This is a genomic window from Dellaglioa sp. CoH-55-MRSF-7 (genome assembly GCF_056782235.1).
On the sequence record NZ_JBXAYI010000005.1, the window covers coordinates 71,668 to 92,097 of the forward strand.

General features: G+C 35.6%; 18 protein-coding genes. 13 read left to right on the forward strand and 5 right to left on the reverse strand.

Annotated elements, in window-relative coordinates:
- Nucleotide 1: 1 nt before the first annotated feature.
- Nucleotides 2–1,348 carry a hemolysin family protein gene (locus AC1RPU_RS06260; protein WP_481761744.1) on the reverse strand — a complete coding sequence of 449 codons (1,347 nt, stop codon included), beginning with the start codon at nt 1,346–1,348 and terminating at the stop codon, nt 2–4.
- Between the two features lie 198 nt (nt 1,349–1,546).
- Between AC1RPU_RS06260 and AC1RPU_RS06265 the strand changes: the two genes are divergently transcribed.
- The 7 genes from AC1RPU_RS06265 to AC1RPU_RS06295 all read left to right on the forward strand — a co-directional run bounded on the left by AC1RPU_RS06265 (nt 1,547) and on the right by AC1RPU_RS06295 (nt 13,698).
- A complete protein-coding gene (locus AC1RPU_RS06265) occupies nt 1,547–2,515 on the forward strand; it encodes a ribose-phosphate diphosphokinase (protein WP_481761743.1) in 969 nt (322 codons plus the stop codon).
- A 138-nt stretch (nt 2,516–2,653) separates the two neighbouring features.
- Nucleotides 2,654–6,223, forward strand: coding sequence for a PD-(D/E)XK nuclease family protein (locus AC1RPU_RS06270; RefSeq protein ID WP_481761742.1), 3,570 nt, complete (start codon nt 2,654–2,656; stop codon nt 6,221–6,223).
- Nucleotides 6,216–9,956, forward strand: coding sequence for a helicase-exonuclease AddAB subunit AddA (gene addA / locus AC1RPU_RS06275; RefSeq protein WP_481761741.1), 3,741 nt, complete (start codon nt 6,216–6,218; stop codon nt 9,954–9,956). Before AC1RPU_RS06270 ends, addA begins: the two co-directional genes overlap by 8 nt.
- Before the next feature lie 492 nt (nt 9,957–10,448).
- Nucleotides 10,449–11,432: a mannose/fructose/sorbose PTS transporter subunit IIA gene (locus AC1RPU_RS06280; RefSeq protein ID WP_481761740.1), complete on the forward strand. Its 984-nt coding sequence runs from the start codon at nt 10,449–10,451 to the stop codon at nt 11,430–11,432.
- Between the two features lie 38 nt (nt 11,433–11,470).
- Nucleotides 11,471–12,274 (forward strand): PTS mannose/fructose/sorbose transporter subunit IIC, encoded by an 804-nt coding sequence (locus AC1RPU_RS06285; RefSeq protein ID WP_481761739.1) that lies wholly within the window; start codon nt 11,471–11,473, stop codon nt 12,272–12,274.
- Between the two features lie 23 nt (nt 12,275–12,297).
- On the forward strand, nt 12,298–13,206 hold the full coding sequence (locus AC1RPU_RS06290) for a PTS system mannose/fructose/sorbose family transporter subunit IID (RefSeq protein WP_481761738.1): 909 nt from the start codon (nt 12,298–12,300) through the stop codon (nt 13,204–13,206).
- 105 nt (nt 13,207–13,311) lie between these two features.
- A complete protein-coding gene (locus tag AC1RPU_RS06295; protein WP_409021995.1) occupies nt 13,312–13,698 on the forward strand; it encodes a DUF956 family protein in 387 nt (128 codons plus the stop codon).
- Between the two features lie 31 nt (nt 13,699–13,729).
- Here the strand turns inward: AC1RPU_RS06295 and AC1RPU_RS06300 are convergent, their stop codons facing one another.
- Nucleotides 13,730–14,257: a hypothetical protein gene (locus AC1RPU_RS06300; protein ID WP_481761737.1), complete on the reverse strand. Its 528-nt coding sequence runs from the start codon at nt 14,255–14,257 to the stop codon at nt 13,730–13,732.
- Between the two features lie 189 nt (nt 14,258–14,446).
- Between AC1RPU_RS06300 and AC1RPU_RS06305 the strand changes: the two genes are divergently transcribed.
- The 3 genes from AC1RPU_RS06305 (at nt 14,447) to AC1RPU_RS06315 (ending at nt 16,001) form a co-directional block, all read left to right on the forward strand.
- The gene (locus tag AC1RPU_RS06305) at nt 14,447–15,166 is read left to right on the forward strand and encodes a VIT1/CCC1 transporter family protein (RefSeq protein WP_481762651.1); all 720 of its coding nucleotides are present in this window, start codon (nt 14,447–14,449) and stop codon (nt 15,164–15,166) included.
- A 54-nt stretch (nt 15,167–15,220) separates the two neighbouring features.
- Nucleotides 15,221–15,634, forward strand: a complete 414-nt coding sequence (locus AC1RPU_RS06310; RefSeq protein WP_481761735.1) for a helix-turn-helix domain-containing protein — start codon at nt 15,221–15,223, stop codon at nt 15,632–15,634.
- 166 nt (nt 15,635–15,800) lie between these two features.
- Entirely contained in the window at nt 15,801–16,001 is a 201-nt protein-coding gene (locus tag AC1RPU_RS06315; protein ID WP_112251328.1) for a cold-shock protein, read from the forward strand.
- Nucleotides 16,002–16,091: 90 nt separating this feature from the next.
- On the opposite strand, the gene AC1RPU_RS06320 is transcribed toward AC1RPU_RS06315, so the two are convergent.
- From AC1RPU_RS06320 to AC1RPU_RS06330, 3 genes are read right to left on the reverse strand one after another with little or no spacing between them, the layout of a single operon-like run.
- Complete coding sequence (locus AC1RPU_RS06320) at nt 16,092–17,171, reverse strand: LCP family glycopolymer transferase (protein WP_481761734.1); 1,080 nt, start codon at nt 17,169–17,171, stop codon at nt 16,092–16,094.
- 21 nt (nt 17,172–17,192) lie between these two features.
- Nucleotides 17,193–17,567, reverse strand: coding sequence for a DUF1634 domain-containing protein (locus AC1RPU_RS06325; protein WP_481761733.1), 375 nt, complete (start codon nt 17,565–17,567; stop codon nt 17,193–17,195).
- Nucleotides 17,567–18,409: a sulfite exporter TauE/SafE family protein gene (locus tag AC1RPU_RS06330; protein WP_481761732.1), complete on the reverse strand. Its 843-nt coding sequence runs from the start codon at nt 18,407–18,409 to the stop codon at nt 17,567–17,569. Before AC1RPU_RS06330 ends, AC1RPU_RS06325 begins: the two co-directional genes overlap by 1 nt.
- Nucleotides 18,410–18,593: 184 nt before the next feature.
- Between AC1RPU_RS06330 and AC1RPU_RS06335 the strand changes: the two genes are divergently transcribed.
- The 3 genes from AC1RPU_RS06335 to AC1RPU_RS06345 all read left to right on the forward strand — a co-directional run bounded on the left by AC1RPU_RS06335 (nt 18,594) and on the right by AC1RPU_RS06345 (nt 20,371).
- Entirely contained in the window at nt 18,594–19,226 is a 633-nt protein-coding gene (locus AC1RPU_RS06335) for a phosphatase PAP2 family protein (RefSeq protein WP_481761731.1), read from the forward strand.
- Nucleotides 19,227–19,229: 3 nt separating this feature from the next.
- Complete coding sequence (locus AC1RPU_RS06340; RefSeq protein WP_481761730.1) at nt 19,230–19,751, forward strand: GNAT family N-acetyltransferase; 522 nt, start codon at nt 19,230–19,232, stop codon at nt 19,749–19,751.
- A gap of 86 nt (nt 19,752–19,837) precedes the next feature.
- A complete protein-coding gene (locus AC1RPU_RS06345; protein ID WP_481761729.1) occupies nt 19,838–20,371 on the forward strand; it encodes an Rrf2 family transcriptional regulator in 534 nt (177 codons plus the stop codon).
- Nucleotides 20,372–20,430: the final 59 nt, after the last annotated feature.

The following is a 20,430-nucleotide window of genomic DNA, read 5'->3' on the forward strand; positions in this document are numbered from 1 at the left end:
TTCATTGTTCTTCAATTGCGTCTACCTGAGTCGTCGTATGTTTAACATTAAACCAATCAATGTAGTTACGTTTAAACTCAATAATCTTAAATTCAAAAGCATCAAACTTGATGACATCATTTAATTTAACTTTATGATTTTCGAGAATGAAACCTGCTAATGTAACACTTTCAGATGCTTTCATCGCTTTATTTTTAAATTTAAAGAAGCGTTCGAAATCATATAAAGTCGTTTTACCACTAATATTATATGAACCATCATCATTTTTGATAATGTATTCACTTGAAACGTCATCAATTTCATCTTTAACCGTTCCAAATAATTCTTCATAAATATCTTTATCCGTTACAATACCACTTGTACCACCATATTCATCAAGGACAACAACGATAGGTGTTTGTTTACTAATCATTTGGCTTAATAATGTTCTAATAGGTGTTGTTTCTGGTACTGTAATAATTGTTCTAAGTAGTTTACTAATTAAGACAGTATCATCAATCTCAGCTTGTCTAACTAAATCGTAGATATAGACGTAACCAAGAATTTTATCTTTATCATTGTTAGCAACTACTGGAAAACGGCTATAACCCTGATGTAAATAATCTTTAACGACATCGTGCACAGTATCTGTAATATCTACGACATAAAGACTTGTTCGATCGACCATAATATCTTTAGCAATTTTGTCATTTAAATCAAAGGCACGTTGCATATAGACATAATCATCTCTATCTAATTCACCACCTGAAACGGCATTTTGAGATAAAGATAAAATTTCTTTTTGAGTAAAAACTTCACTATTTTCATCAGTTGGCGTAATACCAATCATTTTAGCAACACGTGTTGCTGAGTTATTTAATAACCAAACTAATGGGTAAAAGGCAAGATGAAAGTAGCGTAATGGTGTTATAACAACCATTAAAACTTGAACGGGCATATCGATACTTAAGTTTTTAGGCACAATTTCTGTGTAAACCACTTCAACGTAAGTAAGGATTAAAACCCCGATAATTGCGCCAATGATATTTAACCCTGATTCAGAAGCAAAATGGAATAGTTTAAGCACATCTACAAGTAAAAATTCAATGGTTTTTTCACCAACCCAACCCAGAATAATACCAGCAACACTGACACCAACCTGTGTTGTTGAAAGGTATTCATTCAAATGGTTAAGCATTTTTAATGCTCTTTCTTGTTTTTTTCGATTTCCAATACCTGCTTCGATATCAGCTTCGATGGCACTTGGACGTGCTTGGACAAGTGCAAATTCTGCGGCAACGAAGAATGCTGCTGCAAATAATGTCACAAAGATAACAATCAAATTGATGATAACTGTACCGCTAGACAATTTTTGTGTCCCCCATAATTAAGTTATATTTTTAAGTTCGTATCTGTCTATTTTACCATTAAACATAAGGATTGTCGTTTAGTCTGAAGGAACAATTCAGATAATCTTAAACTTTTTACTTAGAGCATAGTAATTTAAGTGTAAATTCATTATAATAGAACTATAAAGAAAAAATACAGATTAATAACGGAGGCTATCATGTCGGGTCAATTCGCAAAAGGTCAATTAAAATTATTTGCACTTAATTCTAACGTTGAATTAGCGGAGAAGGTGGCTAAGGTTTTAAATACTAGTCTTTCTACAGCATCCGTGAAACATTTCAGTGATGGCGAAATTCAAATCAACATTGATGAAAGTATTCGTGGCGCAGATGTTTATGTTATCCAATCAATCTCAAATCCAGTAAATGAAAATTTACTGGAACTTTTGATTATGGTTGATGCGTTACGTCGTGCAAGTGCGGGTACAATTAACGTTGTAATGCCTTATTATGGTTATGCACGTTCAGATCGTAAAGCACGTTCACGTGAACCTATTACAGCTAAGTTAGTTGCAAACTTTATTCAATTAGCCGGTGTTTCTCGTGTAATTACACTTGATTTACATGCCGCTCAATTACAAGGATTCTTTAACATTCCAGTTGATCATTTAGTTTCTTTAGAAATCCAAGCTAAATACTTCATTGAAAATGGGATTACAGATGATGTTGTTGTGATTTCACCTGATCATAATAGTGTTAAAGGTGCTCGTAATATGGCTGAAAAGCTCAAAGCACAAATTGCTATTGTTGATAAACGTGGATCTGATTTTGCTGATAATATTGCAGCAACATCAATTATTGGCGATGTAAAAGGGCGTCGTTGTATCATTATTGATGATATGATTGATACAGGGACAATGATGACTGATGCAGCGCGTGCACTTAAAGCTGCTGGTGCAACAGATATTTATGCTTGTGCAACACATGCTGTGATGTCAAAAGGTGCGATTGAAGCTTTATCTGATGACAATATTAAACAAGTGATTGTAACAGATAGTATCGTTGTTCCAGAAGCTGACAAGCTCGATAAACTTGTGCGCTTATCAGTTGCCGACTTGTTTGGCCAAGCAATTGATTTAATTCATAAGAATCGCTCAGTTGATAAACTATTTACAGAAAAAGATTAAATTAAAATGAACCGCTGGTTAAATCACCTTTGTGATTTGTCCAGCGGTTTTTATGTGTTCTTAAAAAAATATAACAGCTAAATATGGTATATTATTAGGTAATGATAACGAGTTAGCGGTATGAAAAGGGGAGTTAAAATGAGTTTAAAATTTGTCCTAGGAAAAGCTAGTAAAGACCATCAAGCAAGCCTTGTTGCACAATTAAAAGCAGCGCAAACGACTGATTCAACGGCATCTTTTTTTTATCTTGTTCCCAATCATATTAAGTTCGAAGCAGAAGTTAGTATCCTTGAAGCATTAGGTAAAGACAAACTTGTCGAACAAAATATTTTTGCACAATCGAACGTCCAAGTCTTTTCGTTTACTCGATTAGCTTGGTTCTTTTTGAAGAATACACCCTATTATCAGATTCCTCGTTTATCTCAGTCTGGATTAAATATGTTAGTTTATCAATTAATTTCGGAACATGAAGATGAATTAACAATATTTCGTGGTGAAAGGACCCAAACTGGGTTTATTTCACAACTAGTCAGCCAACTGAAAGAATTAAAAGTTGGTTGTGTGACAGTTGATGATTTAACTCGGATTGCTGAATCTTTCCCAACGACTGGGGACTTAGGTGCTAAATTAGATGATTTACAAATTATCTATCGCGCATTTGATGCTGCGATGGCTGACCGATATATTGAAAATAATGATTTATTAGCAGAGTTGAGTCGTTATTTAACAGATGACGTTTTGAAGACGAGTTATTTTTATATTGACCATTTTTCTCAATTTACAGCACAAGAGCAGGAGCTCGTGAACGCACTGATTAAGGGTGCGAAACAGATTACAATTGGCTTAGTCTTAGATAAAGGCAATGCACATGAAGTTGCTGAAAAATCTGACTTATTTTATAAATCAAGCCGGATGTATGTTAATTTGATTGAAAAAGCACATCAAGCTCAGATTCCAGTGCTAACGGATAGTTATGCTGAAACCAAAGTTAACCAGAATCCCGACTTATCTCGTCTGGAAGATTTTTGGATTGACTCTAGACGGTTAGTTAAAACAAAATCAGAAAGGTTAGAAAATTCAGATTCTATTCAACTTTTTGAAGCCGATAGTCGGTATATTGAAATTCGACAAGTGGCGACAAAAATTCGCCAGTTAGTTGCAACTAAGGAGTATCGTTATCGAGATTTTATGATTTTAACGCGGCATTTAGATAGCTACGAAACGGTTATTCCACCGGTTTTTAAAGAATTTAAAATACCTTATTTTAACGATTTACAACACGCAATGGCTGACCATCCCTTAGTCGAGTTACTGGCAGCGTTATTTGAGGTGAAAGAAAAGCATTATCAATATGGCGCAATGATGCGCTTATTAAAAACTGAATTATTAATACCACAAATAGAAAATCATGCTATGCCAATTGAACAGTACCGTAGTGCTGTTGATTTAACAGAAAATATGGTTTTAAAATACGGTTTTTCTGGTTCTCAGTGGCTACGTGAAGATGATTGGACGTTCTACCGGTTTGATTTTACGGATGCAGATGAGCAACAGACGGATAAGGACCAAAGTATCACAGTACAAATTAATCAAATTAGACATTTTGTTAAAGACGTTTTACCAGGATTCTTCAATCAACTAGATCAGGCGACAACCGGTGAAGAGGGGGCAAAGCTAATTTATCAGTTTCTTGTTGAACAAGGTGTGACACAACGCTTGTTAAGTTGGCGAGACCGCTATTTAGCTGCTGGAAACATCTCACAATCAGAAGAACCAGAACAAACTTGGCAAACATTTGTTGGGATGTTAGATGAATATGTTGAAACATTGGGAACTAAAATGTTCAATACCGCTGACTTCATGGCCTTGATTCAAGCGGGATTTGAAGGGGCAAGTTACTCACAAGTGCCATCAACATTAGATCAGGTCGTTATTTCTGAATCAGGGATGGTTCAAATGAACAACCGAAAGATTACCTTTATGATTGGATCAACTGATATGGTGATGCCAGAACAAGTTAGTCAGACACAATTATTAACAGATGATGATCGGGCGAAAATGGCTAATCTATTAACTGATGATCAATACTTAGCCGATTCGGCTATTAGTCAAATGGCCGCTGAACCCTTTTTGAATTATCTCGGATTTTTAGGACCACGCGAACAATTGATTTTTTCATATCCAAGTGGCAACGATGGCGAAAAGAATTTAAATCCATCGCCTTATTTAATGATGATTAAAGAACACTTCAATTTATCAGTTCAACATTTAGCTGCTAATCCTGAATTAACAGAACAATCAGTCCTTGATTTTATCGGAACAAAACGTAGTACATTATCATCATTGGTTGTAGCTAGTCGACTTGCCAAAACAACTGCAGTATCCATGCCTAGTGCTTGGTTGTATGTGTTACGTCAACTGTCGGCTGACCCAGAAATGGGACCATTAACGAAACAATTATTAGGAAGCTTAGCGTATAAAAATATACCGGTTAAGTTGACGCCGGAAATTATAACTGATTTATATGGAACACAAATGAATACTTCAATTTCAAAACTAGAAACTTTCTATCGTAATCCATTTGAATATTTTTTACAATATGGGTTGAAATTGAAAGAACGAGACATTTTCGAGCTGTCTCCTGCAAGTACTGGTGAGTTTTTCCATATGGGGTTGGATGAGTTGATGAAAGTTGTGACTGAATCAAACCAAGTCTATGCCAATGTACCCAAAGAACAACTAGATGAATATTTGAATGTAATTTTAAAAGATATGCGCGAGTTACCTCAGTTCCAAATTCTTGGTAGTTCAAGTCGAATGGGCTATATTGCTAAACAATTAAGTCTTCTATTAAAACAAGTGACGCATGCCATGTGGCAACAAGGGCAACAAACAAAGATGAAGCCACTGAAAACAGAAGTTTTATTTGGTCATGTCGGTGCTGAGTCAGGTTTGAAAGCCCTAGCTTATAAGTTACCTGGCGGCCATTCAGTTAAAGTCCGCGGTAAAATTGATCGAATTGATTATATGAAGGTTGATTCAAAACAATATCTTGGAATCGTCGATTACAAATCAGGGATTCGAAAGTTTGATTTTAGTGATGCTTTCTATGGATTATCAATGCAAATGTTAACTTACTTGCAAGCATTGATTGAGAATGCAGAGGTAATTGCACCAAATACTGGACTGAAAACTTCGGCAGCTGGTGCAGTTTACATGCACTTACAAAATCCTAAGCTGAAAATTGAAGATGTACAGAAAAAAGGATTGGATAATACGTTGTTGAAAGCAAACCAAATGGATGGGCTATTATTGGAAGATGAGCAGTTACTGAGCCATTTAGATACTGATTTTGAAGACGAATCAACAGGGTTTTCATTAATCTATCCATTTAGAAAAACGAAAAAAGGGTTCACATCACCATCAGCTCGTTCAAAAAAATTGATTTCACAATCAGATTTAGATTTCTTGTTGGTACACAATAAACAATTAATTATTGATGCGGCAACAGATATTTTCGAAGGGATAATCGATTTAAGTCCGGCTAGATGGAACGCTAAAAAAACAGCCCTACAATATTCACCATATAAATCAATATTCCAATTTGATGCGATGTTACCCGAAAATAATTACCATGAAATAAGTAAATTAAGCTGGGAAGAAATTGAAAAACGGATTATAGACGGGGAGGCCGACAGTAATGAGTAAGTTTACATTTACACCAAATCAACAACGTGCTATCGATGAAAGTGGGACTAATATTCTTGTATCAGCCTCTGCCGGTTCCGGTAAAACACGAGTTTTAGTTGAACGCGTCATTCAAAAAATATTAACGGGAACAGCTATTGATGACTTATTAGTTGTTACGTTTACAGACGCTGCAGCTAAAGAAATGCGTCAACGGATTCAGGTGGCACTTCAAAAGGCAATCAATGAAGCAGACAATCATGAACAAAAACAACATTTAATGGATCAATTAATGCGCTTGCCAGTTGCAAATATTAGTACATTTGATGCATTTTGTCTCCAATTAATTAAACGCTACTATTATGTGATTGATTTGGATCCCGTTTTTAGAATGTTAACAGATATGACTGAGGCGGCTTTATTAAGAGAGAGTGTCTGGGAAGACGTCCGGGAAATGTTGTATGCCAAAGACGATGTCGACTTTGAGAGATTAACACAAAATTTTTCAAATGATCGAAATGATGATGGTTTATCTGAGTTGGTTTTTAGCCTATTTACATTTGCGAGTTCGAAACCAGATCCTACCGGTTGGTTGGCTAGTTTGGCAGCAACTTATGATGTTGGCGATAATTTAATCAGTAGTTCGTTTTACCAAAAGAGTATTAAGCCATTAGTTCAAGCAAATTTAACGCAAATCCAGGCCGATTTAAAAACGGCTCTAGAACTATCAATTCAATTTGGGTTAGAGAAACATCAAGCAGTGACTGAAGAAGAAAGTCAGATGTTGTTAGCTGTTGTCCAATCTGTTGAAAACGATGGTTCTTGGAATCAAATTCGCGATAATATTCGTGGGTACGAATTGAAACGTGCGCCTAGTGTGCCAGCTAAAAATTTAGAAGATGACCAAGCTGTTGCTAAGGATCAAATTAAAGAATTAAAAGCTGGAATAAAAAAACGTTTAGCTAACTTATCAGAACAATTTTTTGTTTTAAATGAAACAGAAACACTGCATATCATGACAGAATCTAAGAAATTAGTTGAAAAATTAGTCAGTGTGATTGGCTTATTTAGTGATGCCTTCACCAAAGAGAAACGTCAAAGACATATACTTGATTTTAATGATTTGGAGCATTTAGCACTGGACATTTTAGCGAGTGATTCTGAATCTTCCGAGCAAACACAAGCTGCTCTACAAGGAAAATATGAAGAAGTTCTGGTAGATGAGTATCAGGATACTAATCAACTACAAGAAGCTATTTTGACAAGGGTAACCACGACTAATCCCGGTAATATGTTTATGGTGGGGGATGTAAAGCAGTCAATATATGGTTTTAGGCTGGCTGATCCTAGTTTGTTTTTAAGTAAATACCAAGCTTATAAAGAAACTGACAGTAATGGAAATCGAATTATCTTAGCTGAAAATTTTCGTTCTGTGAAGAATGTAACAGATGTGACTAACTTAATTTTTACCCAGATTATGGATGAAACCGTTGGACAAATGGCTTATGATAATGATGCTAAATTGGTTTTTGGGGCAAACTACTACCCAGATATTGAGCAAAAAGCAGAAGTGCTGATTTACGAATCTGATGAACCTGAATCTGCAGAAAGACCGGATGATGATAGTGAAGCAACGAATGATCAGTTTGAAATTGATGGTAAATCGGAAGGCCAAATTGCTTTAATTGGTCAACGGATTCAAGCGTTAATCGTAGATGAAACAGAGATTTTTGACCGTGATAAATCAGAAAAACGTCCCGTTGAATACCGAGATATTGCATTACTAGTCCCAACTCGTAAAAATAATTTGGTGATTATTGACCAATTTAAAAAAATGGGTATTCCAGTCGTTGTGAATGATGCGGAGAGCTATTTCCAAACAACTGAAATCAGAATTATGATGTCATTATTACGAATTATTGATAATCCCTATCAAGATATTCCATTGGTAAGTGTCCTACGGTCGCCAATTGTTGGATTAGATGAAAATCAACTGGCCTATTTACGGATTGGCAACCGAACAGATGATTACTATCAAGCGGTGTTAACTTTTTATCAAAATTTTGATACGTTTAAAGCAGGTAGCTTCGCAAAAACACTGTATAATAAAATTGAACGTTTCTTAACACAACTTTCGGGCTTTCGTGAAATCGCGCATGAAAATCAAATTGCGACCTTAATTTGGCAGATTTATCAGGATACTGGATTTCTTGATTATGTCGGGGGGATGCCAGCTGGAAGTCAGCGCCAAGCCAATTTACATGCGTTGTATAACCGAGCTCACGCTTACGAAAATAGTAGTTTTAAAGGTTTATTCCAGTTTGTGCGCTTCATTGAAAAAATGCAGGAACGCGATAAGGATTTAGCAGAAGCACCTGTACAAAATGTCGCAAATGCAGTGTCAGTCATGACAATTCATGGTAGTAAGGGACTTGAATTTCCAATGGTCTTCTTGGTTGACGCGACACACCAGTTTAATCAAATGGCGATGCGAAAACCTTATTTAATTGATGATCAGGCTGGATTAGGAATAACCTATTTAAATCCTGAAAATCGGACGATGGAAGATACGCTACAAAAAACAATTGTAAAATCAGCTGCTATTGCAAAATCAGAAGCGGAAGAAATGCGATTACTGTACGTAGCCTTAACGCGTGCGGAACAACGATTATTTATTGTGGGGGCTTACACAAATAAAAAAACGGCAATTAATCATTGGCAAAAGGCATTTCAAAGCCAACAATTAGTTTTAAATGCAACAGCTCGAAGTGGTATTAAAAATTTCATGGATTGGATTGGTATGGCGCTAGTTCGTCATCCTACTTTTGATATGTCACTATTATTGGATCCAGCAACATCATCACTACTATTAAGTGATGATGAAACGCAATTTAGCGTTAAATTTTATCAAAAAACCGACCTGAACCAGATGAGTAAAGTGAGTGAAGAAGTTTCTCAGACGGATTGGTTAGAAACAATCACGGGTGAGATGCCTGAGACGTTTGAGGATATTGATGTTAATCAAATTGATCAAGTCTTAAATTTTCAGTATCCATTCGATAATTTAACTAAAACAACTGCTTACCAAGCTGTATCGGAAGTAAAACGTCTATTCGATGATCCAGCTAATCGCGAAATGAATCAGTTGAGTATTGAAGGACAAGGCAACCGATACGTTACGAGTGAACTTGCTGTACCGAAATTTATGCAGGGAGTTGCAGCACCAATGGGAAGTGATATTGGGAGTGCAACTCATCTCATTTTACAAGAATTAGATTTAACTAGTGAGATAACTTTAGCGATAATCCAAGCTAAAATTGAGCAATTAGTGACGGCAAAAGTAGTCACTAAAGAAGTTGCTACGTTAATTAATGGACAACACATTGCCAATTTCTTTCAAACGGATTTAGGCAAAGAAATTCTAACTATAGGTAACGATGTACAACGTGAAGCGCCATTCTCAATGTTACTACCTGCCAATGAGCTATTTCAAAAGGTTGAGTCAAATAAGGAAAAAGTTTTGATCCATGGAATTATCGATGGTTATTTTGTAAAAGATAATACGTTGGTGGTATTTGATTATAAGACTGATAAAGTTTCTAAAGACAATACAATAGAAGAAATAGAAAAATTGACAGCACGTTATCGTGGCCAATTGAACTTATATGGCGAAGCACTAGAGAATATGACTGGGTTGAAAGTTGCGCATAAATATCTGTATTTGCTGTCTATTAATCAAGTTGTTGAAGTTTAATAATTCGAAGATCTCATTTCAATGAGGTCTTTTTTTAATCAATGAAAAGAATAAGAAAATATTTTAAGCAATTTCAATACCACTTTGTGTTAAAAAAATAAAATAGCATTGTATATAACAAAACTTTTTTTATAAATTGGTATAGATAAGATTTTGTTGAATGAAACAAGCTATGGAAACGTAAAAAAACCCATCATATAGGTTGATAACTAATATCTATACGATTAAATGGTATAATTGTAAGCGAATACAAATTAATATTTTTAATAGTAATTCGTAATCGTTGTGCTATACTTAACAACATAGACGTTATGGAAACGATATTATTTTTAAGTGTTTCGTAACATTTTAAAATTAAATCAGATTACCTAGGAACAAAAGCAAAATGCTTAAGTTGTTTTTGAAATAATTTTTGCGTGTTTTTATATTATAAATGTAAGCGTTTTTCCGGAGTTCTTACAGTAATCTGATAAAAATTTAGGAGGTTTTAAAATGGTTGGAATTGTAATTGCAAGTCACGGTAAATTTTCCGAAGGCATCATGCAATCCGGTTCAATGATTTTTGGTGAACAAGAAAATGTTCAAGCTGTAACTTTCATGCCAAACGAAGGACCAGACGATTTAAAAGCTCATCTTGAAGCAGCAATTGCTACTTTTGATGATCCTGAAGAAGTCTTATTCTTAGTTGATTTATGGGGTGGATCACCATTTAATCAAGCAAACGGTTTGCTTGACGCTCATAAAGATAAATGGGCAATTGTTACAGGTTTAAACTTACCAATGTTAATTGAAGCCTACGCAGCACGCTTGTCAATGGATTCTGCACAAGAAATTGCTGCAAGTATTCTAAGCGAAGCAAAAGGTGGCGTTAAGATTAAGCCAGAAGATTTAGCACCAAAAGAAGCAGCTGTTGTTGCAACAAACAAACCTACTGGTTCAATTCCTGAAGGAACTGTAATCGGTGATGGTAAAATTAAATACGTTTTAACACGTATTGATTCACGTTTATTGCATGGACAAGTTGCTACAGCATGGTCTAAATCAGTTAAGCCTGACCGTATTATCGTTGTTTCTGATAATGTTGCTAAGGATACACTTCGTAAAAACTTAATTGAACAAGCTTCACCACCTGGTATTATTGCACATGTTGTGCCAATTGCTAAGATGATTGAAGTTTCAAAAGACCCTCGTTTTGGTGGAATGAAAGCATTACTTCTTTTTGAAAGTCCACAAGATGTGTTAACAGCAATTGAAGGCGGAATGAAATTTGACGAAGTTAACCTTGGTTCAATGGCTCATTCAGTTGGTAAAGTAGTTGTTAACAACGTATTATCAATGGGACAAGACGATGTTGATACTTTTGAAAAACTAGAAGATAAGGGCGTTAAATTTGATGTCCGTAAAGTACCTAACGATTCAAAAGAGAATATGGCTAACATTCTCAAAAAAGCTAAAGGTGAATTAGCAAAAGCTTAAACAACACAATAAAAGAAAATTAATTTAGGAGGCTTATTATGTCAGCTATATCAATGATTTTAGTAGTAATTATTGCCTTTCTAGCTGGTATGGGTGGAATTTTAGATGAATTCCAATTCCATCAACCACTAGTGGCATGTACATTAATCGGGTTAGTAACCGGTAATTTAACCGCCGGAATTGTTTTAGGTGGTACACTTCAAATGATCGCACTTGGTTGGGCTAATGTCGGGGCAGCTATTGCACCCGATGCTGCACTTGCTTCAGTTGCATCAGCAATTATTTTAGTATTAGGTGGACAAGGGATTAAAGGTGTTGGATCAGCTATCGCTATCGCCGTTCCCCTTGCCGTTGCCGGATTATTCTTAACAATGGTTGTTCGTACACTTGCTGTTCCTATTGTTCATGCAATGGATGCAGCAGCAGAACAAGGTAATATCCGTAAGCTAGAAATATGGCATGTTCTTGCTATTGGTATGCAAGGTATCCGTATTGCTATTCCAGCCGGAGCATTGCTCTTTATTCCAGCTGAAACAGTTAAAGGTTTCCTTGAATCAATGCCCGCATGGTTAACAGATGGTATGGCTATTGGTGGTGGTATGGTTGTTGCCGTTGGTTATGCACTTGTTATTAACATGATGGCTACAAAAGAAGTATGGCCATTCTTTATTCTTGGTTTCGTAGTCGCAGCTATTACTCAATTAACATTGATCGCTATTGGTGCTATCGGTGTTGCTCTTGCTCTTATTTACTTGAACCTTTCAAAAATGGGTGGTTCATCAAATGGTGGCGGTGGCAATAATACCGGTGATCCACTTGGCGAAATTCTAAACGATTATTAAACTGGAAGAAGGAGGAATATATTATGGCAGATAAAATTGAATTAACTAAAAAAGATCGATTGGCTGTAGCATGGCGTTCAACGTTTATTCAAGGTTCATGGAACTACGAACGTATGCAAAATGGTGGTTGGACATTCTCAATGATTCCAGCAATTAAAAAATTATACAAAACTAAAGAAGAACGTACGTCAGCAATGAAACGACACATGGAATTCTTTAACACTCATCCTTATCTTGCTTCACCAATCCTTGGTGTTACATTAGCACTTGAAGAAGAACGTGCTAATGGTGCCCCTATTGATGATGTTGCAATTCAAGGTGTTAAAGTTGGTATGATGGGTCCTTTGGCTGGTGTCGGTGATCCCGTATTCTGGTTTACTGTTCGTCCAATGTTAGGTGCTTTAGGTGCTTCATTGGCTATGGGTGGTAACATTATGGGACCAATCATTTTCTTCGTAGCTTGGAATATCATCCGTATGGGATTCATGTGGTATACACAAGAATTCGGTTATAGAGCTGGTTCTAAGATTTCTGAAGATATGTCAGGTGGCTTATTACAAGATGTTACTAAAGGTGCTTCGGTACTGGGAATGTTCGTTTTAGCCGCATTAGTAGAACGTTGGGTTTCAATCAAATTTACGCCAGTTATTTCAACAGTTAAGTTGGATAAAGGTGCTTATATTGATTTTGATAAACTCCAAGGTGGAAAAGGCATGCAAACAGCTATGCAACAAGCTAGCGACGGTTTAGCTCTTTCACCAAATAAAGTAACAACATTACAAAATAACTTGGATCAATTAATTCCAGGTTTAGCAGCATTATTATTAACATTCTTCTGTATGTGGTTACTTAAGAAAAAAGTTTCACCAATTCTTATCATTCTAGGTTTATTCATAGTTGGTATCGGTGGACACGTACTTGGAATTTTATAAAATTTCAAAAAAACTCAGGAATTTTCCTGGGTTTTTTTATATGGTTCAATGCAATTAATTAAGGTATAATAAGATAACGTCAAAAAACATTGGAGTCGAAATACTATGGTCCAGTCAATTAATACAAAGGTAGACTTAACAATCGATGCAACTGCTTTCACAGGTTTAACTGATTATGGTAAAATCATGATTGGCGATAAAGGGTTTGAATTTTATAATGACCGTGATGCACGCAAGTTTATCCAAATTCCATGGGATGAAGTTGATCAAGTTATCGCGTCTGTGATGTTTAAAGGACGATGGATTCCGAGATATGCAATTAAAACGAAGAAGAATGGGACATTTACTTTTGCGTCTAAAAAACCAAAAATGGTGTTACGTGCAATGCGTAACTATGTTGATCCAGCTCATATGGTTCAATCACTTGGAATGGGCGATGTTTTAAAACGATCAGTTAAATCAATTTTTAATAAAAAAAGTAAAAATAAGTAATCAAAAAAACATTCTCATTGAGAATGTTTTTTTAGTAGATTAAAATATTTAAACGAAATTCTTCAAAACCATTATCAATTTGAAGTTCGTCGTCTTCGAACGTTAATTTCTTATAAGGACCGCCTGTCAAATAAGTGGCAATTTTATAATGTGGTAGGCCTGCCATAATATTATGGACCTGTAATGTATCCTCTTTTGGTAGGTAGCCGAGTTTTCGCATCACAGCTTGATCATCTTCAAAATAAAGTGCAATACGACTATTTTCATTGAATGATACAACATCTTCCTTTAAAGATAATTTATCAAATGACAAATCGACGGGATATTTCCAAACTTCAAGTTCTTCGTAATCAATAAGAAGGAGTAACTGAATGTTAGATTCTAAATCCTCATCGCGCCACCCTTTATTAATATTTTCATTTTTAGTTATTGTTTGTAAGACAACCTTAAAGTTTTGATTATAAAGTGATAAGTCATCAATTTCGGCATCAAGGTACCAAGGATGATTATTTTTAATTTCAAAATAGGGACTAATTGGGTATTTTTTTGAGTCAGACATTTGATTCACCTCTTTCGAACAATTGCTTTAAGTATATCCTATAATGGGTTGAAATGCAGGTCCTTTCGATTTCTAGTAGTCAGTCTTTATCTATGGTAAGATTGTGTCCCATTTAAGATAAGGCAATCATGTTCCTTAACGAAATTAATAAACCCGACTGATAATCGTTCCCAATTAGCTTATACTTAAATGATTGGAAATGGAGTGAATCATTTGATGAATAGTCGTGCATTAAAAGTAGGAATGGCTTTATCAACGAAATTAAATATTTTAAGAGCAGGGGTATTAGGTGCTAATGATGGCATCATCTCAGTTGCAGGCGTTATTCTGGGGATGGCCGGTGCTAGTCAAGGTAAGTACTATCTTGTCTTAGCTGGACTTGCTGGTATGTTTGCGGGAGCGTTCTCAATGGCTGGTGGTGAATACGTCTCAGTTTCTGCACAAAGGGATACACAAAAATCGATTATCCATTCAGCTGCAAAAAAGTTAAAAGAAAATCGTGAATTTGAAATTGAACGATTAATTAATATCTACCAAGCAAAGGGATTCTCGCGGATGGTCGCAACGGATGTGGTCAATGAACTAATGTCTCAAAATGAACTAGAAAATTACTGTAAAGAAGTTAACAATATTGATGTCGGTGAGTACTTAAATCCGTGGCACGCAGCGATGTCCTCAATGACATCCTTTGTAGTTGGCTCGCTAGTTCCATTATTATTAATAGCGATACTCCCAACTGAGTTTATGATTCCACTGACGGTTATTGGCGTTGCTTTAGCTTTACTTTTAACAGGGGCAGTAAGCGGGATATTAGGGCGTAATAATATTAGACATGCCATGGTAAGAAATGTTTTTGTTGGATTAGTAACAATGGCTGTAACTTATTATATTGGCGGTTTATTTGGTTAAAAACCTACCCTTTTTTTAAAAAAGAGGTATGCTTATCTAAAGGAGGTGTTGTTGATGTTTCCGGAAAGATTAAAAGCATTGCGCAGAGGTAGTGGATTAACGCTAACTCAATTAGCTGTTGGATTAAATCAGTCTCAAAAATCGAATCATAACTTGAATTCTGGCCCGCAGATTGGTAGTTGGGAGCGTGGTATTAATACACCCTCATATCTTGAAGTCAGAAAGTTGGCCGAATTCTTTCATGTTTCAATTGATTTTTTAGTTGGTCAAACTAACGATGAATTGATTGATCTTGAAGATTTATTCGCACGGACGGCAACACTTTTATACCGCGATAAAATTTTATCAGGTAGTGATCGTTATGAAGTTATTCAAATGATTCAAGGATATTTAATGGGTAAATACCAGCCATATAATCTGGAAGAAAATGATGATTTAGCGTTACCACTTGAAGATGAAAACAACTAAATAAAAGCGCTATTTTAGAATTTGTTTTTACAATTAGACGTGATATAATTTAGGTGGCTTTTCAAATCAAATGAAGTTGATGAGTGTCTTCGGAAACGATATCAACTGGGACGATTTGAGAGTCATAAATAAAACGTGTCACATAGACACAAGGAGGATTTTATTCATGGAACAAGGTACAGTAAAATGGTTTAACGCAGATAAAGGTTTTGGTTTCATTACTCGCGAAGATGGTAGTGATGTATTCGTACATTTCTCAGCTATTCAAGGTGACGGTTTTAAAACATTAGACGAAGGTCAAAAAGTAACTTTTGACGTTGAAGATAGTGACCGTGGACCACAAGCAGTAAACGTAAACAAAGACTAATTTAAAATCTAAACAACTTGCCATTTAGGTGAGTTGTTTTTTTATGCAAAAAAGTAGGCCGTCAATCCCCGATTGACGGCCTACTTTTAACTATTCACGAGTTGTATTAATTTTTGTATCGGCTGTTAAAGTATTTCCAGTTTTAGCTGGAACCAAGCCAAGTGTGGAACGTAATTTATCAGTGATACGTTGTTTTTCAGTTTCGCTGGCAATTTCAAAAGCTTCTCCATTGACCATTGTTCCTGTACCTTGTAGATAATCTGAATGTGAATGATGTGTTGCCTTACGATAATTGGTACCTAAGACGGTAAGATCATTGAATGTTAAATCAGTTTTCATTTGAGATGACATTGTATTTAAAAATTTATCGTCTAATAAATTTTGAAGTTGTGTACTTTTTAAAGCCACTGCCATAATAATCTGACGTTGGCGTTTTTGTCGACCGTAATCGCCAAGAGGATCATCATATCTCATGCGGGCATACGAAAGGGCTTGTTTACCGTTGACATGAGTTTTAACGCCTTTTTTGAAGCTGGCACCATTATAAGAAAAAGATAGTGGTGGATTAACGTCAACACCGTCAACAGCATCAACTAGTGATTCTAAACCGCCCATGTTGATTGTTGCGTAGAAATCAATGGGTACATTGAAATATTTTTCAACAGTTTTAACGGCAGTTGCAGCACCACCATAAGCATAGGCAGCGTTTATCTTACTTGGAAAATCTGATTCATGGTCTGAAACCGCAACTTCAGTATCACGCGGTAAACTGATTAAGGTCATTGATTCTGTTTTAGGGTTAAGTGTGGCAACGATTAAAGTATCCGTTCGGCCACCAGTTTTAGCACGACCCAAGGCACCATCATCAGAACCTAAAAGTAAAATCGAAATAGGATGGTCCTTTTCCAAAACCGCTGCGACATTTCTAGTTTTAGCAATTTTAGTAGAAGTATAGATTTTATCAGCTGCATTTTTAGCGTTTGAGTATTTATGGTAGGCATAAACGCCACCGCAGATAGCAGCGATTATTATAATGATTAACCAAATTAAGCGACGACGTTTCTTGTTTTGCTTTTTATTTTTTCTTTCGCGTTTTGGTAAAGGCAGGTGATTAGTTGTTTCTTGGTGTAGTAGTTGTTCTTTATGATAGTTTTCTCGACGACTTGACATTGAAATGTTCCCCTTTATTAATTAATGTTCGCCAATAAAAAAGCCAGCAATTAAAATGACTAAAACGATGACGGTAATTTTAACGTACAGATAATCTTTTTCTTTGTAGAAAGCATAAATTGAAATAACGACACGAAGAATTGGTGTTAGTATTAAGCAAAATAGCCCAAGCATCATAATTGCGTAAGGTTTAAGTGCGACAATTCCAGAAATGATAGCAGAAAATGAAGTTGGAAATGTATTACCTTGATAGCCTGTTGAACCTGTAACTAAGGATAGGATAAGACCAATAATCATAATTATCGCAGAAATGAAAACGCCAATTCTTAGTATTTGACCAATCATTAATTCAATTTTTGCCATTTCGGCTGATGTGTTATTTTTTTCATTCATCATTAGATAGATACCCCGAATCCTTTTAGAATCATCTGAATGCTGACATACAATAGTACAGGTACAAAAATGAGGCGAATTATTTTTGCGGGTAGGTATTGCATTGCACGCGAACCAATTGATGAACCAACTAAAATTCCTAGCGCTAATGGAACCGCAATATCAGGTCTAATTGAACCATTGAAAAAGTAGACGGTCGCACTTGCGGCAGCGGTGACACCCATCATTAAGTTACTTGTTGAACTTGATGGTTTCAACGGCATTTTCATTGCAGTATCCATTGCCATAACTTTGAAAATACCAGATCCGATTCCTAGTAGTCCACTAGCAACTCCAGCACCAAGCATAATCGCCATCCCACCTGGAACATTTTCGACTTGATAATCAACTTGTTTTTTTAGTTGTTTATCATAGTACGAACTATTCAGTTTAAATTTGGTAGATAAATAATCAGGTTCAGCTGATTTTAAAACTTCTTCACCTACAAAAATTTTTTTAAGCATGTTGTAGACAGAAAGTAGCAAAAAAGCACCGAATAAAATGAAGAGAAAGGATGTATTAAAGACTCCTGTTAAGAGTGCTCCACAAATCGCACCAATTGTCGTTGCGATTTCTAAAAACATGGCGACCCTCAAATTTAAAACGTCATCTTTTAGAAATGCAATTGTAGCACCAGAACTCGTTGCGATAACGGCAATGATACTAGCACCAATAGCGTATTTAATATCTAATCCCATCATTAAAGTTAAGACCGGGGTGACAATGATGCCGCCACCTAATCCTAAGATAGATCCTAGAGCACCTGCCACAAGACCAGCGGCAAGCATAAGTAGTAGCGTATTCATTATTTATTTTCAACTCTTTTCTAAATTTATAAAGATATCCTATTTTACCATAAACTTACATAAAATTGAGCATTTGCTTGATTTCTGTATGAATTCTTAAAGATTTTGGTAACTAACTTTAAACAAATTAAAAAATATGATAAATTATGTGGATAAAATAGACTGTAATTAAGAGGTTAGAGTAATGATTAATAAGAATAAACTTTATGGAGTAGTCATAATAGGCAGTGGACTATTCGCAATATTGACGTTATTAATAGTAACAAAAAATAATTTTATTCATGGTATAGATAATAATATCATTGCAGTTGTTAGGTTTCATCCTACAGCGCAACTAGACCAAGTGATGCAGATAATCAGTTGGCTAAGTAGTCCGATGATGATAGGGTTGTATTCAGTCATTTTGATGATTATTTTATATAAATTACGACGAGGTGTACTCGCTATTTGGACAGGGATGACCATAATGACTGGAGCACTGTTAATTAAGCTCATTAAAAGTAGCGTCCAGAGACCTCGACCAGTGGGGCATGGATCAATTACTGGATTCAGTTTCCCCAGTGGACATACGTTCGGGGTGGCATTATTTTGTCTAACGATAATGAGTATTATGCTGGTAGAATTTAAGTATAGTAAACAATTTTTGATTAACTGCTTATTAGCGATATGGATCATGATGATTATGATTTCAAGAGTATATCTACAAGCTCACTTTCCGACGGATACGGTAGGCGCTGTTCTTTTAACAGTCACTTGGATAGCCATTGCACGCGTTATATATCTAAAAATTCTGAATAAATTTAAAATTGAGGGCTAAAAAATGAATCAATATGAAACGAAACGGCTTGTGGTACGTCCGTTATGCTCATCAGACATAAATGACATATATGAATATGCTTGTGATGAAACGGTTGGTCAAATGGCTGGCTTTTTACCCGTGAATTCATTGGCTGAAGCTAGTTTGTTCGTTGCGACGCTACAAAAACAAAGTATATTTGCGATTGAGTGTAAAGGAAATCAAAAAGTAGTCGGTAATATCGGTTTATATGAAGTAGTTGATGAGAATCAAGAACCTAGTTTGGTAGTTAAAGAGGTTGGCTATGCACTAAATCCTATTTTTAAGAATCAAGGGATAATGACTGAAGCAGTTCAAGGACTTTTAACAATGGCTCAGGCGTTAGATTTAGAACGTGTAATTGGCGTGACAACTATTGAAAATAAAGCATCTATCAAAGTGTTAAAAAAATCCAATTTTAAATTTGTTGAAAAAAGAGCGGTTTCATCCCTTTTTCAACCTGCTGCTCTAATTAATGAAATTGTTTATGCGGTTGATTTAAAATAATCAATACCAATTGTCAACGACATATGTTATCCTTTATTCGTATATATAGAACTATTTGAAAATTAATCAACCGGGGGTAGCTGACTATGCAATTAACAAAAGGATTTGAACAAGCAGCGTGTATTATTTCTTTATTGGCAACGCAGGATAAGGGTGTGCCAATTTCATCGCAAGTAATCAACGCTCGTCTTGGTGGTTCACAAACTTATCTTCGTAAAATTATGCGTAAGTTAGTCGTTGCGGGACTTGTGAAATCTGTTTCAGGTAATAATGGCGGTTTTACGTTAGCAAGGGATGCTAAGGATATCAATTTATTAGAAATTGTGGAGGCTTCGGAAGGAAAGATTGAAACCTATCCAAACTTCGGTTTCTTTGATCGTGTATTTCGTGAATTTAAACAAGATACAGAAAAAGCAACCGTCGTCGTTAATAGTGTTTTTGCTGAAGCGGATAAACGTTGGGCTAATTATTTAGAGTCACAAACGGTTTATCAACTAATTGCAGCAACGTTTGACGAAACTGAAATTCCTTTAATTAATTGGAATGAAGAAGATATCAGTGGTCAACGTAAATTAATCATTCAAAAAATTGTCGAAAATGTAACCGGAAATCATAAATAACGAAACCATTATTAACCATAACTGGGTTAATAATGGTTTTTTATTTAGGCTTACATTTG

Bases quoted from the DNA above. Each gene is read 5' to 3' on its own strand.
- AC1RPU_RS06270 (WP_481761742.1), top strand. From the start codon at position 2,654: ATGAGTTTAAAATTTGTCCTAGGAAAAGCTAGTAAAGACCATCAAGCA.
- AC1RPU_RS06265 (WP_481761743.1), top strand. From the start codon at position 1,547: ATGTCGGGTCAATTCGCAAAAGGTCAATTAAAATTATTTGCACTTAAT.
- AC1RPU_RS06335 (WP_481761731.1), top strand. From the start codon at position 18,594: ATGATTAATAAGAATAAACTTTATGGAGTAGTCATAATAGGCAGTGGA.
- AC1RPU_RS06345 (WP_481761729.1), top strand. From the start codon at position 19,838: ATGCAATTAACAAAAGGATTTGAACAAGCAGCGTGTATTATTTCTTTA.
- AC1RPU_RS06320 (WP_481761734.1), bottom strand. From the start codon at position 17,171: ATGTCAAGTCGTCGAGAAAACTATCATAAAGAACAACTACTACACCAA.
- AC1RPU_RS06325 (WP_481761733.1), bottom strand. From the start codon at position 17,567: ATGATGAATGAAAAAAATAACACATCAGCCGAAATGGCAAAAATTGAA.
- AC1RPU_RS06305 (WP_481762651.1), top strand. From the start codon at position 14,447: ATGATTGGAAATGGAGTGAATCATTTGATGAATAGTCGTGCATTAAAA.
- addA (WP_481761741.1), top strand. From the start codon at position 6,216: ATGAGTAAGTTTACATTTACACCAAATCAACAACGTGCTATCGATGAA.
- AC1RPU_RS06330 (WP_481761732.1), bottom strand. From the start codon at position 18,409: ATGAATACGCTACTACTTATGCTTGCCGCTGGTCTTGTGGCAGGTGCT.
- AC1RPU_RS06295 (WP_409021995.1), top strand. From the start codon at position 13,312: ATGGTCCAGTCAATTAATACAAAGGTAGACTTAACAATCGATGCAACT.
- AC1RPU_RS06285 (WP_481761739.1), top strand. From the start codon at position 11,471: ATGTCAGCTATATCAATGATTTTAGTAGTAATTATTGCCTTTCTAGCT.
- AC1RPU_RS06310 (WP_481761735.1), top strand. From the start codon at position 15,221: ATGTTTCCGGAAAGATTAAAAGCATTGCGCAGAGGTAGTGGATTAACG.
- AC1RPU_RS06280 (WP_481761740.1), top strand. From the start codon at position 10,449: ATGGTTGGAATTGTAATTGCAAGTCACGGTAAATTTTCCGAAGGCATC.
- AC1RPU_RS06315 (WP_112251328.1), top strand. From the start codon at position 15,801: ATGGAACAAGGTACAGTAAAATGGTTTAACGCAGATAAAGGTTTTGGT.
- AC1RPU_RS06340 (WP_481761730.1), top strand. From the start codon at position 19,230: ATGAATCAATATGAAACGAAACGGCTTGTGGTACGTCCGTTATGCTCA.
- AC1RPU_RS06300 (WP_481761737.1), bottom strand. From the start codon at position 14,257: ATGTCTGACTCAAAAAAATACCCAATTAGTCCCTATTTTGAAATTAAA.
- AC1RPU_RS06290 (WP_481761738.1), top strand. From the start codon at position 12,298: ATGGCAGATAAAATTGAATTAACTAAAAAAGATCGATTGGCTGTAGCA.